12 protein-coding genes are annotated in these 14,903 nt (G+C 54.6%); 4 read left to right on the top strand and 8 right to left on the bottom strand.

From position 1 onward, the window contains the following. Positions 1-40: 40 nt before the first annotated feature. The 6 genes from ACTIKR_RS06620 to ACTIKR_RS06645 form a co-directional block, all read right to left on the bottom strand. On the bottom strand, positions 41-979 hold the full coding sequence (locus ACTIKR_RS06620) for a Bug family tripartite tricarboxylate transporter substrate binding protein (protein WP_442327428.1): 939 nt from the start codon (positions 977-979) through the stop codon (positions 41-43). A gap of 171 nt (positions 980-1,150) precedes the next feature. Continuing rightward, a complete protein-coding gene (locus ACTIKR_RS06625) occupies positions 1,151-2,131 on the bottom strand; it encodes a Bug family tripartite tricarboxylate transporter substrate binding protein (protein ID WP_193089050.1) in 981 nt (326 codons plus the stop codon). 117 nt (positions 2,132-2,248) lie between these two features. Continuing rightward, positions 2,249-3,187 carry a hydroxymethylglutaryl-CoA lyase gene (locus ACTIKR_RS06630; RefSeq protein WP_442327422.1) on the bottom strand — a complete coding sequence of 313 codons (939 nt, stop codon included), beginning with the start codon at positions 3,185-3,187 and terminating at the stop codon, positions 2,249-2,251. Positions 3,188-3,288: 101 nt separating this feature from the next. Continuing rightward, a complete protein-coding gene (locus tag ACTIKR_RS06635; RefSeq protein ID WP_193089048.1) occupies positions 3,289-4,479 on the bottom strand; it encodes a CaiB/BaiF CoA transferase family protein in 1,191 nt (396 codons plus the stop codon). Positions 4,480-4,843: 364 nt separating this feature from the next. Then, a complete protein-coding gene (locus ACTIKR_RS06640) occupies positions 4,844-5,764 on the bottom strand; it encodes a LysR family transcriptional regulator (RefSeq protein ID WP_193089047.1) in 921 nt (306 codons plus the stop codon). Then, positions 5,754-6,668: a helix-turn-helix transcriptional regulator gene (locus ACTIKR_RS06645; protein ID WP_442327423.1), complete on the bottom strand. Its 915-nt coding sequence runs from the start codon at positions 6,666-6,668 to the stop codon at positions 5,754-5,756. Before ACTIKR_RS06645 ends, ACTIKR_RS06640 begins: the two co-directional genes overlap by 11 nt. Positions 6,669-6,940: 272 nt before the next feature. On the opposite strand from ACTIKR_RS06645, the gene ACTIKR_RS06650 reads away from it, so the two are divergent. Beyond that, positions 6,941-8,386 carry an MFS transporter gene (locus tag ACTIKR_RS06650; protein ID WP_442327424.1) on the top strand — a complete coding sequence of 482 codons (1,446 nt, stop codon included), beginning with the start codon at positions 6,941-6,943 and terminating at the stop codon, positions 8,384-8,386. Between the two features lie 358 nt (positions 8,387-8,744). Then, positions 8,745-9,659 carry a DMT family transporter gene (locus tag ACTIKR_RS06655; protein ID WP_193089046.1) on the top strand — a complete coding sequence of 305 codons (915 nt, stop codon included), beginning with the start codon at positions 8,745-8,747 and terminating at the stop codon, positions 9,657-9,659. A 50-nt stretch (positions 9,660-9,709) separates the two neighbouring features. Here the strand turns inward: ACTIKR_RS06655 and ACTIKR_RS06660 are convergent, their stop codons facing one another. Next, the gene (locus ACTIKR_RS06660; protein WP_442327425.1) at positions 9,710-10,411 is read right to left on the bottom strand and encodes an MgtC/SapB family protein; all 702 of its coding nucleotides are present in this window, start codon (positions 10,409-10,411) and stop codon (positions 9,710-9,712) included. 483 nt (positions 10,412-10,894) lie between these two features. Between ACTIKR_RS06660 and cysK the strand changes: the two genes are divergently transcribed. Then, the gene (gene cysK, locus ACTIKR_RS06665) at positions 10,895-11,812 is read left to right on the top strand and encodes a cysteine synthase A (protein ID WP_193089044.1); all 918 of its coding nucleotides are present in this window, start codon (positions 10,895-10,897) and stop codon (positions 11,810-11,812) included. A gap of 138 nt (positions 11,813-11,950) precedes the next feature. Next, complete coding sequence (locus ACTIKR_RS06670; RefSeq protein ID WP_442327426.1) at positions 11,951-13,645, top strand: argininosuccinate lyase; 1,695 nt, start codon at positions 11,951-11,953, stop codon at positions 13,643-13,645. A 122-nt stretch (positions 13,646-13,767) separates the two neighbouring features. On the opposite strand, the gene ACTIKR_RS06675 is transcribed toward ACTIKR_RS06670, so the two are convergent. Then, the coding region (locus ACTIKR_RS06675; RefSeq protein ID WP_442327427.1) for a porin at positions 13,768-14,903 on the bottom strand (1,136 nt) is incomplete at its 5' end.

Raw genomic sequence — 14,903 nt, forward strand, 5'->3', positions numbered from 1 at the left:
AATCAATTTGAACAGCGCCTTGCCATACCAATGCCTTGCTTTAATCTACTGTTGCGCCCGAATCCTTGACTGCCTTGCCCCATTTGGCAATTTCGGCCTTAATAAAGTCATCGGCCTGTTGCGTTGTTTGCGGCATCGGCATCGCCCCGCGATCGGCAATAAAGGCCGATAATTTAGGGCTATTGAGCGCCTTGACGATTTCACTGTTCAATTTTTCAACCACGTCTGCGGGTGTTTGCTTGGGTACAAATACGGCAGCCCAGCCAATGGCCTCAAAGCCAGGGACCGTCTCGCCCACTGTCGGCACATCGGGCAGCGCCTTTAAGCGAGTGGCGGTCGTCACGCCCAAAGGCACGGCTTTCTTGTCCTTGATATAAGGCAATGCCGCGGTCACTGAATCGACCATGAGCGGTACCTGGTTGCCGATAAAATCGGTTTGCGCAGGGCCACTGCCTTTATATGGAATATGCCTGAGCGAAATATCAGTGCCTGCCTGGAACATTTCTGCCGACAAGTGCTGAGTGCCACCAATTCCGGCACTGGCATACGCCAACGACTCGGGTTCCTCGCGGGATTTGTCTACTACATCCTGCAGTGAATGAATCCCCGACTTGGGGTTGGCCAGAAAAATCAGCGGCACGGAAAATACACCAGATACGGCCTTCAGATCGCCTTGCAGACTATAGCCGGGTTTTGTGTAAAGTGTCTGGTTAACGGCCGCTGCGCTGCCGCCTACCACGATCGTGTAACCGTCGGGCTTGGCTCTCACCGCCTGCTGCATACCAATATTGCTGCCGGCGCCCGCCTTGTTTTCAGTGATAACAGGCTGCCCCACCGCTTTACCCAGTTCATCGGCTAGCGCACGAGCAAAGGTATCGGTCGCCTGCCCCGGCGGAAACGGAATGATCATGGTAATTGGCTTTTCCGGATACGCGGCCAGCGCACTACCCGAGACCAATGTCGCCATAACAGCCAGTATGGATTTTTTCAATTCTGTCTCCTCATCAGTAAAAAATATGCCGCTATCATATATGCAATAGTGGCCGGAGCTGCAAATGCAGGCCCCAGCCACTAAAAATTTCATTGCAACCGTAATCGTTCTTTCGTGCCGGACACGCTCGCGGCGCGCTCAGGTTAACCGGTCAATTGCTCAGTTGCCACCCTTGATGCCAGCGGCATCAATCACCTTTTTCCACCGAGCCAACTCCTGGCCGGTATATTTACCCAACTGTTCCGGGCCCATGTATTCAGCAGTCGCGCCCAGCCCTTCGGCTTTCATTTTATACTCAGGCGTTGCCATGATTTTTTCAATCGCCGCATTCAGTCGTTGCACCACGTCGCTGGGCACGCCTTTCGGTCCGTACATGGCAAACCAGGAAGATACCAGCCAGTCAGGATAGCCTGCGGCGCCGGCTGTAGGCACGTTAGGAAGCGAAGGCAGCGGCTCCTTGCTTGTGACAGCCAGTGCCTTGAGCGCACCGGATTTGATATGCGGCAACAGTGGTGGTGGCGTCGTAATAGTCAGGTCAACCACACCGGCAAGCAAATCAGTCAGTGCAGGCCCGGTTCCCTTGTAGGGAACATGGGTTGTCTTGATACCGGCCATCTGGTTCAGCTGCTCGGTCGCCACGTGCTGAAGCGCACCGGTGCCGGAAGACGCGTAATTGAGCTTGCCCGGATTATCCTTGGCGTACTGCACCAACTCTTTCAGGCTATTGACTGGAAGCTCTTTTTTGACAACCAGCAATTGAGGCGCCGACAACACATTTGCGATGGGTGAGAAGTCTTTGACCGGGTCCCAGCTGACTTTTTCTATGCTGGGTGTAATAACCTGATAGCCCGAATACTGCAGCAGGAGCGTGTAGCCATCGGGCTTGGCGCGCAATACCTGCTGCGCAGCGATGCCGCCCGAGGCGCCTGGTTTGTTTTCGACGACCACTGGCTGCCCCAGTTCCTTGCTGAGCGGGTCAGCGATCATACGTGCCGCCAGATCGGTCGTGCCTCCCGGGGCGGCCGAAACGATCAATGAAATGGGGCGTTGTGGGTACGCCGCTTCCTGTGCCATTGCATTCGTAATAGCAATCGTACTAGCCAGTGTCAGCAGCGCGGGTTTTAATAATTTGCGTTTCATGTATGTCTCCGTTGTTTTGTATGAATATTCATCGATCTTCTCTGGCATCAGAACAGACTACCTTTGTTCCGATCATTGCAATTGATTTTGATCTGGCGCTTCGCTGCGTCTGTTGTTTCACGGCGTCTGCTGCAACTGCCTGACGTAATCCGGCACCGGGTGCAAGGCCATGCGGGTTCCCGCGGCAAGCGTCTGACTGTTCACGTCATGTCCAATTAGCGGCACGAGCGAGCGACTGATCGCCAGAATGCCCTCCAGGTTCACGCCGGTGTCATAGCCCATCAGTTCGAGCATATGAACCATATCTTCGGTCGTGACGTTTCCAGAGGCGCCAGGCGCATAGGGGCAACCGCCGAGACCACCCAGAGCGCTGTCAAAACGCACGACCCCTGCCTGCAAGGCGGTCACGGTATTGGCCAGCGCCATGCCGCGCGTATTATGAAAATGTGCGGTCACGTCCAGGTTCGGGAAGCGCGCCAGCACAGCCGCAAACAAACTGCCCGCTTGCGTTGGGTAGGCCATGCCCGTGGTATCGCATAGCGTTACGCCATCCACACCAAGCTGCGCAAACCGGTCTACCCAGGCCAGCACGTCTTCCTGTGCTACGTCACCCTGCATCGGACAACCAAAAACCGTGGACAAGGACACGTTGATAGCCGTACTGGTGTTTTTAACTTCGCCTATCACCGCCGCGAGCTGTTCAAATGAGCGCTCGCGGCTCATGCGCAGATTGGACAGATTGTGGGTTTCGCTCACCGACATGACCAGATTGACCTCATCGACACCGCAGGACATGGCCCTTTCGGCACCCCGCAGATTAGGCACCAGCACGGTATAGACGACATCCGGATTGCGGCGGATCCGGTGCATCACTGCCTCGGCATCCTTGAGGGCCGGAATGGCCTTGGGCGACGTAAACGAAGTCACTTCTATTTTGGCGTAGCCGCATTGGCTCAACTGATCAATAAAAGCAATCTTGTCGTCCGTTTCGATAAACCGCGCTTCGTTCTGGAAACCGTCCCTTGGGGCGACTTCCTGGATAAACAGTTTTTTCATATCATGCTCCTGACGTGCTGCGCGTCAATAAATCCCGTGCCTGGCTATGCAGCAATGGCTGCTGAAAAATGATTAGTTGACTGGAGTAAAGAATTTGCGCCTCAGATAATGCCTCGCGCTTTCCAGTCGTCACGGGTCGCGCCATCAATGCCCAGCTGATCCAGGATCTGCTCGGTGTCCTGTCCCAGCACCGGTGCTCGTCGTCGCACATCGCCCGGCGTTTCGCTCAATTTGGGCAGAATCCCTGGCAAGGTTACCGGTGTGCCATCTTCGAGCTCACCTTCAATGAGCATTTGCCGTGCATGATAATGCGGATCTTTAGCGATATCGGCTGCATCATAAATGCGTCCACCGGGTATACGGTGCGCATGCAGTTTCTCAAGCACCTGATCAAGTGTATGCTGCGCCGTCCATTGTCCGATCACGCCGTCGATATAGTCGGCCTGCTTTGAACGCCCGTCGTTATATTGAAATGCCGGGTCCTCGCCGATGTCATCGCGCCCGATCAGGGACATTAGCCGTTTGAATATGCTGTCTCCATTACCGGCAATCAGTGCGTATTTGTCGTCGGCGCAGCGATAGGCATTGCTTGGCGTTATTCCCGGCAGGCTGCTGCCCGCCGGCTGACGCACCTGTCCGAATACCGAGTACTCGGCGATGGTGCTTTCCATCATATTGAACACGGATTCATACAAGGCCACATCCACCATCTGGCCGGCGCCATTGAACTGATCACGATGCCGCAAGGCCAACAACACGCCAATCACGCCATGCAAGGCAGACAACGAATCGCCAATTGAAATACCTACGCGCACCGGGGGTCGGTCCGGCTCGCCGCTCAAGTGGCGCAGGCCGCCCATCGCCTCGCCCACCACACCAAACCCTGGAAGGTCTTTATAGGGGCCCGTCTGTCCATAACCCGATACGCGCAGCATGATCAGCCGTGGATTAATCTGCTTGAGCGCTTCAAAACCCAGATTCCACTTTTCCAGCGTGCCGGGGCGAAAGTTCTCTACAATCACGTCTACATCAGCCACCAGCCGGCGTATGACGTCCTGACCCTCCGGTTCGTGCAGATTGAGCGTAACCGATTTCTTGTTGCGCGACTGCGACGCCCACCAGACAGAAGTCCCTTCGTGCAGCAAGCGCCATTTTCTTAGCGGGTCACCGTTGCCGGGCGGTTCTATCTTGATGACTTCCGCGCCAAACTCAGCCAGCATTTTGGTGGCAAAGGGTCCGGCAATGAGCTGTCCCAGCTCCAGTACTCTGATTCCATCCAGCGGTTTCGACATGCATTACCTGTTTATTCAATATGGGTTTTCGCCATCATGACCGGAATATGCCCATTTGAAAATTGGTAATTTGATGATAACCCTTTCCATATTTTCAAGGCTTGGGGTCCGCGAGCAGTGGATTGACGGCTATTTTCCCCACTAATGAAAGGCTGGAAGGCCTCCCCACAGGGATTTTATGCCGCGAAAATTGGAGTTCGATATTGCATTGTTCGGCGTGTCCTCATATGCAATTACTCATATGCAATTACTCATATGCAGATACTCATATGCCAATATTCATGTGCAGATATTGATTATGGCAGTACTCGCGCAGACCCGCCCGTCTGCCGCTACGGCCACGGGCACGTGTATCTGTCAGCGGTCATCCCGCTTGATGGGCTTGCTTCAGAAAGTCAAGCAATCGCTGCGCATCGGGCTTGAGACCAACGGCGCTACGTACGCCGACATACAAAGTGCGTTGACCCCAGTCGTCATCCAGCGCCAGCGCGTGAAGCCCCTTGCCGATAATTTCCGGCCGGACCGCTTCCAGCGGCAACAAACCGACCCCCAACCCTGCTTCAATCATCCGGCAGATTCCGTCGAAGCTGCTGACCTGAACGCGCAACCGCAGCGTTTTGCCGGCAGCCAAAGCGGCATCCTGCATGCGCACCTGCAGCGAACTGCCATCCGACAGGCCGACAAAATCATTGTCCAGCACCTGCGCAAAGCGAATCCGCTTGTGTTTTCCTAACGGATGTCCGCGCGGCACCAGCACCACCAATTGATCATGACGATAGAAATATTTTTCTACCTGGCCACTAGGAATGTTGTCAGCAAAAATACCGATATCAATTCTTTCCTGCGTGAGCGCCGTAATAATTTCATGACTTAGCTTTTCGTCAAGGCTTAGCCTGATCGCCGGATGCGTTCTGGAAAATGCGGCCAGGTCCCGTGGCAGGAACTGAATCACAGATGAAGTATTGGCCCAGATACGCACCTGTCCACGCAGACCGGCTGAATACGCACTCATGTCTGACGTGAGCCGTGTCACAGCAGCAATAACCAATTGCGCATGTTCGACCAATGCGTGGCCCGCCGGCGTCAGCTCCAGTCCCCTTGCCCGTCGGATAAACAGCTCGCAACCGATCTGCTTTTCCAGTTCCGAAATCCGCTTGCTGAGCGCCGACAGCGTCATATGCGCATCTTGCGCAGCCCGGGTCAGATTCAGTGAGCGTGCCGCCAGCAAATACAACCTGAGGGTCTGTGGATCGAAGCGCGACAAATTTACTGGTTCAGGCAGCATGGGTTGCCATCCTTTTGGACAAAAGCGCGCGATGCGCCTGGTCAACCGGCACATAGACAAGCAGACGCTCGCCGGCCATCGGCATGCTCCACCAATTGGTCTGCAATACCTCCAGCGTACCAAGACCGGCATACTTGTAGCGCACGATATGATCCACCGTGGCGCAAACGCGGTTCTGATTCCAGATATCGGCAAATTCAGAAGAACAGGCAAGCAAACGCTGCAGATAGCGTTCCCACGCGGGATCGCCCAGATGCGCTGCCATCTGCGCGCGTAGCCGTGCCGCCATGTGTGCGATCGTCTCTGGCAGGTCCTGCGTGACCTTCCTGATCTGCGGATCAGTGAGTGCCAGATAAATACAATTGCAGTCTTCGGGGGCAACCTGATTCAGGTCGCAATCGATCATTCGGCAGAATGCATTGTTAAAGGCAACGATGTCATATCTGGCATTTTGCACAATGGCCGGCAAAGGATGCAACTGGTCCAGAATGGTCTGTATGGCATTTGGCATCATACGGCAGATTTTCCCGGACACCGCCGAGGCCAGGCTGGCCAGGCCAGCCAGAGTAAAGAGATAGCGCGTTTCCGTATCGGTGCACTGTAGTGCCGATGCGACAGCCTGCAGCACTTTGGGCGATACGCGTATGGGACGCCCCTGTTCCAGTTTGGTATACCAGGTGATACCGATCTCAGCCAGTTGCGCCACTTCCTCGCGGCGCAGCCCGGGCGTGCGAGTACGCCCGTATCTGGGTAGCCCCAGGCGGCGTGGATCAAGACTTTCACGTCGGGCACGCAGAAACATACCCAACTCCATTGCTCGATCTACCCTATCGTCAATAGGTGTTTTCCAGTTCTCTGCTGCCGGATGCGTTATAACGGCGCTCATGCTGTCAGTCAATCTCATTTTCACTCCTGCCATTTGGGCAGCGCTGTTGCAACGGTTTTTACAAACATGATAGCGCCAGGGCAAGCACGTATGTTTGGCTGCCCCCGTTCCATCAACATCCTGCTGCAATCACAATTGCATTATTTTGATCAGGCGCCCCGCAGCACCGGGCATTATGGCCGGTCAAGCACATTAGGCCTACACTATTTATACCAGGCTAATCAGGCTCTGGTACCCGTCTAAAAACATACTCATAATACTTCATCGATGATTTTTTTCCAGGATTTTTTATGATGTCGGATGCACCGCAAGATACCAGCCGCCTGAACAACGCTGGCCTTTCAGTCCTGCTGGCGGGCATGTTTCTGCCACAAATAGATTTTTCCATTATCAACGTGGCGCTGGATTCGGTTGCCCGCTCCCTACATGCAACAGAGTACGAACTGGAGTTGATGGTCGCTGTGTACGGTGTGGCCTTCGCCGTCATGCTGGCAATGGGAGGCCGGCTGGGCGACATGTACGGACGTCGGCGCCTTTTCAATATCGGCGTACTGCTTTTTGGTATTTCGTCACTGCTTTGCGGTATTGCGCCCAGCATTTCGCTTCTTTTGCTGGCCCGTACACTACAAGGCGTTGCGGCTGCCCTGCTGGTGCCGCAAATACTGGCTACGATCCACGTCTGCCTCAAGGGCCATTCGCACTCCCGCGCCATTGGCCTGTACAGTTCCATAGGCGGCCTGTCTTTCATTATCGGGCAAGTGCTGGGCGGCTTCCTGGTGCATGCCAATATCGCCGGGTCGGAATGGCGCAGTATTTTTCTGATCAATTTACCGGTTTGTGCGGCTGCGCTGTTTTTATCATCACGTCATATTCCCGAAACCCGCAGGGAGAATCCGGCAGGCATCGATGGGCCGGGAACACTCTTGCTGGCATTGCTCATTATCAGTATTCTGCTTCCCGTCGCGCTCGGCCCTTCGATGCGCTGGAACTGGCTGTGTCTGGCGGCGCTCGCTTGCGCAATACCGCTGGCCGTTGCACTTTGGAAAACAGAAGCCCGTCAGGAACGCCGCGGTGTCCTGCCCTTATTGCCCCCTTCCCTGCTGCGTCTGCCCACCGTACGTTTCGGTTTTTTCACCGCCATCCTTTTTTTCGCCTGCTGGAGCGGTTTCATGTTCGTGCTGGCGCTGACGCTACAGGCTGGCGCCGGTCTGACGCCATTGCAATCGGGCAATTCATTTATTGCGCTGGGCGTCTTCTTTTTCGTGGGCTCGCTGCTCAGCACCCGCGTGGTGGCCCGCATAGGCTTGCTCCCGACCCTCATACTGGGTTGCGCGATGGTCATTCCAGGTCTACTCATTCTGCTATGGGTATTGCAACAGGTCTGGCCGGCACCCAACCTGCTGTCGCTGACGATTCCGTCACTGTTTATCGGCATCGGCCAGGCTTTTATTGTCGGCGCCTTCTACCGCATCGGCATGTCGCAGATCCCGCCAGACCAGGCCGGTTCAGGCAGCGCCATGCTATCGACGATACAACAGGCGTCAATGGGTTTTGGGCCGGCGCTGCTGGGCGTGGTGTTTTCACAATCGCTGCTACAAGGTCATGATTACCAACAAGCCTTCAATGCCAGCATCCAGCTTGAAATGGTGTTGTTGGGCACATTGATGGCCGTGTCAATCTGGTATTTTCTGCGCACACGCAGCCGGGCACGGCTGGCTGTTCAGGGCAATACCTGATGAACAGTCTGGCGATCGACACGTCACTTGGCGCGTATTCCAGAGGACGACGCGCGCTTCAGGCGCCGGTCATATCATTGAAGACTGCCATAGACCCACACCATGGATCATCGCGTGTGAGCCGCCATCCCTGCATGGCGTGCCCATAACGCACTTTATTATAGTGCCCGCTTTATATCACTTGAGTGGGTCAACATTTGTGATAATGACAACACTCGGGGACGGAAAGCTCAACCAGCAACCACATACGCTGGTGTTGTCAGGGTAAATCCTCTACCATAAGAGCCAGGATTTACCCCAGTACCTTTTGCCGGACACTGCACCCGTGACAGCTCCGGTCTGCAGCCTTCGGAATCACATGAATCAGCCGACTTCGCCAATATCCAGCCCCCTGCCCGGAATCCTTTCCCTGCTGGTGGCGATGTCGGTGCTGTCCATGCTGGATGCCACCGGCAAATGGTTGATGTCTGTCGGCGTCCCCCTGCTTATACTGTGTTGGGTGCGCTACTCGGTGCATCTGATCCTGGTGACATCAATTATCATACCGGCCAGGGGCTGGCAGATTCTGAAAACCAAAAAGCCGGTGGAACAGCTGCTGCGTGGCGTTTTCATGCTCACTTCCACCATGGTGTTCTTCACCACGTTACGCTACCTGCCCCAGGCACAGGCCACTGCGATCAATTTTATTGCGCCGCTTATACTTCTTGCAGTCGCGCCGTGGATACTCAAGGAAAAGGCCATGCTGTCACGATGGATTGCCGCCATCGTGGGATTTCTTGGCATTCTGATTGTGATCCGTCCTTCAGGCGGGCTTGATCCTACCGGAGTATTTTTCGGGCTGTCCAATGCGGTGATTTTTTCCATGCAGTTTATCGCCAACAGGCGGCTCGCCGGCGACAACCCATTTACAACGCTAATATGGAGCGGTCTGTTTGGCACCGTGGTGCTGACCGTATATACGCTGTTTACAATCGACGAAGTGCTGCAGGTACTCGCTGTGCTGGACCTGAAACAATGGCTGCTACTTCTGTCTACCGGCATTACCGGTGGCCTGGGCCATCTGTTGCAAATTCAGGCATATCGCCAGGCGCCGGCATCGCTCTTGTCGCCCTTTGTCTATCTGCAAATTATCAGCGCAACGGCATTGGGCTGGCTGATTTGGAATCAGTTTCCCGACGGCATCACCTGGCTTGGCATCAGCGTCATCTGCGCCAGCGGCATAGGCATTACGCTGTATGAGCTGCGTAACAGACCGGTGCCGGTCGCCGCCTGACGTCTATGACATTTGACTTAGCGTGCCCGTCTAATTTGGTGTGCTCGTCCCTACCACGAGTATGGATCAACCTCCTCATCGGACGCCCTTTCAGAAATGGATTCAAGGCCTGGGATTTCCTTGAACTTCTTGCGAATCGCTGCATATTCCTGAGGTGACATCCGGGAAAAGACGACGTACACATCATCGTATTCTTCTTTTTCAGACGGCTGCACAATAAACTGCTTGACCCGATTCGCACTCACGCCAAGCGCCTGGTTGAAAGTACCCAGCGTTAGTTGCCCGCGCCTGACCTTGATGGTGACATGACGCCGCTGGTGGTACGCGATAAAGCGTTTTTCCAGCGGCTTGATGCCGGCAAGTATCAGCAGGATGACAACTGTCGCCGAAATGGACGGAATGTACAGCCCGCCCCCTACGGCAAGCCCGACGCCGGCAACCGACCATACGCTGGCCGCAGTTGTCAGGCCGCGAATGACCTGCCCGCGCGCAAGAATGGCGCCCGCCCCCAGAAAACCGATACCAGAGACGACCTGGGCAGCCACACGTGACGGGTCAAGAGTGACATGCTCACCCAGCGTATCTGAAAACCCATATATGGAAACAATCATGATCAGCGCAGAGCCCACGCACACCAACATATGTGTTCGCAGCCCCGCCGCCCAGGATAGTCGCTCCCGTTCAAATCCGATCACACTACCCAGCACCGCAGACATGACCAGCCTTCCTACCAGTTCCAGTTCTGACGCCATTGCCGATTTCCTCGTTCCATTCAGTTGTACCCGCAACCGGTAAACCGATGCACGATCCACCATCGAAAACGATTGTGATACGCAGCGACATTCGCTTTCGGATAGCCGGGACCACTCGTGCTACCATTTTTTCAATACGTTTTTCTTGCAATACGATTTATTTTTATTTTCCGTACCGTTTGCAGTATAGCAGGATCACCCAATCTTCAAGCAGCAGCCGTTTCTCGCAACTGCAGGCTGAACATATGCCGTGCAGTCAACCTGCTGTCAGCTGGCTGATCTTTTTTTATAAGTTGCTAAGATGCTTCGGCCCGATCTGCCTGCCGCGTCCAGTGTTACGCTGCACAGCGCTTTACCCTACGCTGCAGGCGAGCGCACAACGCGATTGCTGGCATGGCCCTCTGACCGGGAAAACCTTGTATTGCGCGGCACAGACAGTATGCTATATTCAGTTTTTTTCCCCTTAATCACACATCCCACTTCATGAAAGCAGAATCCGTACTTGACACCATTGGTCAGACCCCACATATCCGTTTTTCCCGTATGTTCCCCGGCCAGCAGCAAGTCTGGATCAAGGCAGAACGTTTCAATCCCGGCGGCTCCCTGAAAGACCGCGCAGCGCTTTCCATGATCGAAGCGGCCGAACAGGCCGGTGAACTTAAACCGGGCGCGACCATTATCGAACCGACCTCCGGCAACACGGGCGTTGGCCTGGCCATGGTTGCCGCAATCAAAGGTTATAAGCTTATTCTTGTCATGCCTGAAAGCATGAGTGTAGAACGACGTCGTCTGATCAGCGCCTATGGCGCCCAGTTTGATCTGACTCCCAAGGAAAAAGGGATGAAAGGCGCCATTGCGCGCGCTGTCGAACTGGCCGAACAAACGCCTGGCGCATGGATTCCGCAGCAGTTCGACAACCCGGCCAACCCACAGGTGCATGCCGAGCGCACCGCGAAGGAAATTCTCGACGACTTTCCTGAAGGACTGGACTTTCTAATTACCGCCGTTGGCACCGGCGGCCATATCACCGGCATTGCCCGTACCCTGAAAAAACAGTGGCCACAATTGAAAGTGCTTGCCGTTGAACCTGCCGCCTCTGCAGTCATTGCGGGCGGCGAACCCGGCCCGCATGCACTGCAGGGCATTGGCGCCGGCTTCATTCCTGTCAATCTGGACATGAGCCTGCTTGACGGCACAATCTCGGTTGAGGTCCCGGAATCGCTAGACTATGCCCGCCGCGCCGCTACGCAGGAAGGGCTGCTGGTTGGCATCAGCAGCGGCGCAACACTGGCGGCAATCGCAAAAACATTGCCCAGTCTGCCAGCCAACGCCAAAGTCATGGGAATTAACTATGATACTGGCGAACGATATCTTTCGGTCAGCGGTTTTTTGCCTGAGTAGCAGCAGGCCGCCGATGCTAGGCCCGAAACACAGCCGACAGCAGGCGAGATGCAACCTCTGTCTGCCGTCGTCCAGGCACCCGCTCACAATGGCCACAAGAGCCAGCAACAATCAATATTAAAACAAGGAGACAGCAGCATGAATCATGATCTATTTCGTTTGAAACCCCAGGCGCTGGCGATCGTGGCGCTCAGCCTGGCAGCCACGCTTGCCCACGCGGCCAATACGGGCGAGCTGCCCTGCAAGACAACAGCAGAATGCGAACAGCAGGCCATCAAGGCAGGCGCCATAGCCAAGCCAATCTCCAGCAAGGCCACCAGCAAGAATGACGAAAAGGAAGACCAGTTCTACTGGCTTGGAAAAATCAACAAGGCGTCAGCCGTCATGCTGACCGAAGAAAAAATTGTTGATCCGCAAATGGGCGCAAAGCTTGCCAGCGGCGTTGCCTATTCGTTGGCGCAATCAGAAAAGTCTGACGGCAAGCGGCCCAAAGATGTGCTGCAAATTGAAAAAATCATCACAAATGAAATCGGCCCGGATGCCTCTCTGATCCATACCGGGCGCAGTCGCCAGGATATGTACGCAACCTACCGGATGGCCAAACTGCGCAATCAGGTGCTGGACTATTCGGACGCGCTGAACAAATTACGGACCGCGTTGCTTGCGGCCGCAGCCAAAAACGTCAACACCATTGTGCCGGCCTATACCAACGGCGTCCAGGCGATGCCCATCAGTTATGCACATTACCTGCTGGCCTATGAAGCCTCTTTTGCCAGGGATGCACAACGCATCCACGAACTGTACAAACGCATGAACCTGTCTGCCATGGGCACTGCCGTGCTCGCCAATTCGAGCTGGCCGCTGAACCGCGAACGCATGGCAGCCCTGCTAGGCTTTGACGGCATTATTGAAAACTCCCTGGATTCCAGCCAGGTCACGCCATCCGACGTATCCCTGGAAGCCTCGGCCATTCCCTCTTCTTCCGCGATCCGCTTGGGTGCGTTGCTCGGCGATATTCATACGCAATATCACCAGACCCGACCGTGGCTGCTACTGGATGAAGGCAGCACCTATACCAGCAGCGCCATGCCACAAAAACGTAATCCCGGGGTGATCATGCGCGCCCGCGAAGCGGCATCCAACGTGGTCGGCCTGGCGCAAACTGTCATATTCCGGGCGCACAACGTAACCACGGGCATGACCGACTATAAATCGTCATGGGACGACCTGGGCCTGTTTCCGCAGGCGATCAAAATGGTTGATAACGTCAATACCGTCCTGAAGGCACTCAATGTGAACGCAAAACGTTCTCTTGAGGAGCTGGAAGACGAGTGGACTACCTCCATGGAGCTGGCCGAAGCCCTGCAAAAGGAACATCAGATCCCGTTCCGTGTAGGCCACAGCTTTGCTTCAGCAATTGTGACTGAAGCGCGGGCCAACGGCTTCAAACCCAAAGACTTTCCTTATGCCAAGGCCGCTGAACTGTATACCAAGGCGCTACAGAAATATAAACTGCCCGATGCTAAACTGCCTATCAATGAAGCCCATTTCCGGGAAGTGCTTTCTCCCGAATTCATGGTGAAAACCAGAATGGGTACTGGCGGGCCACAACCGGCGGAAGTGGAGCGCATGCTGGCCGAAAGCAACAAGCGCCTGAGCGACGATAAGGCATGGATGCAATCGACGCGAGACAAACTGATGCAGGCGGACCAAAACCTGGACGAGGCATTTACAAAACTGAAAAACTCGGCGGGCACACAATCCGATAATCAGTCCACTGAAGGCACGCCGGCAAAGCCAGCAGCATCATCAAAAGACAAGCCCAAAGGATAGTTGATACCACTGCGGCTTCATCGACTTAGGAAAGGCCGCATTTATACAGCTACAATGAAAAAACCACCCCGAAGGGTGGTTTTTTTCTGCTTTATGAATACATCGCCAGGCGATGCATGTCATTAGAAGCGGTGTTGCAGACCCACGCCAATCAGTGTGGATTTCAGTTTGACGTTGCCGGTACCCAGTTTTTCATCAAACTTCATTTTGCCTACACCGTAAGAAGCGGCAGCATACACGCGGGTACGCTTGGACAGGCCTTGTACATAACCCACGCTGAAGATGTTCAGCTTGCCTTTTATGCCGTCAAAGTCTTCATTGGTGTTTTTGGACTTGTTACCCTGGTAAGAGAACAGAACGGTGCCGGTGTCGCTCACAGGTGCGCTCAGGCCAACCATCCAGGACTGTTGACGGAAGCCGTTGGCTTCTGTGTAGTTCAAACCATGAAATTTGCTATCGGGGTCCATAACAGTCGTGAAGCCAGCCAGTGCGCCGTTCAGGCCAATGCTACCGACTTTAGCTTCAGTAACGGCGCTGCTAGCTACAGAACCACGAATCAGACCATAGCCCAGGTGCAGTTTAACGACTTCAAAGTCATAGGCGCCGAACAGATTCCACATATGGGTGGTGCCTTTGGTTTTTTTATCGAAAGGAACCTCTTCACCCACCAATGGGTCAAATTTATAACCCCGATTACGAATATCGGTGCGGAAACGGTCATAGGAAAGGCCGACAGAAACCGGACCATTATCAAAGCCCAAACCTGTTGAAAGCCAGTTGGAGGTATCACGCTTTTCAGTTTCTTTCTCGTCTATTTCAGATGACGATTTTTTGTGAGAGCCTGAATAGGCAATACCGAATTTGAAACCACCGAAATCAGGTGTCATATACTTGAAGGAGTTGTCCATGCGGGCAGAAGGAGAATCACCGAATGCACCGTCAACAACACCAGCCTGCAGAACGCCAGTGCCGAACGGATCAATTCCTGAAACCACATCATCGGCCACGTTGTACTGACGACCCAGGGTCAAGGTACCCCAGCTATCGCCGGTCAGACCGATAATGGCTTTGCGCCCGAACAGACGACCATCTTGTTTAGATTCGCCCGTACCCAGGTCAAAGCCGCTTTCCAGCTGGAAAATGGCGCTGGTGCCGTTACCCAGGTCTTCCGTACCTTTCAAGCCCCAACGGTTGCCATTCAGGATACCGTTGACCATCCCCACTTTCCGTTCTTGTGCCCAGCCCCTTGCGGTATATT

The sequence above is a fragment of the Advenella sp. genome (genome assembly GCF_052108595.1).
Taxonomy (GTDB): Bacteria; Pseudomonadota; Gammaproteobacteria; order Burkholderiales; family Burkholderiaceae_B; genus Advenella.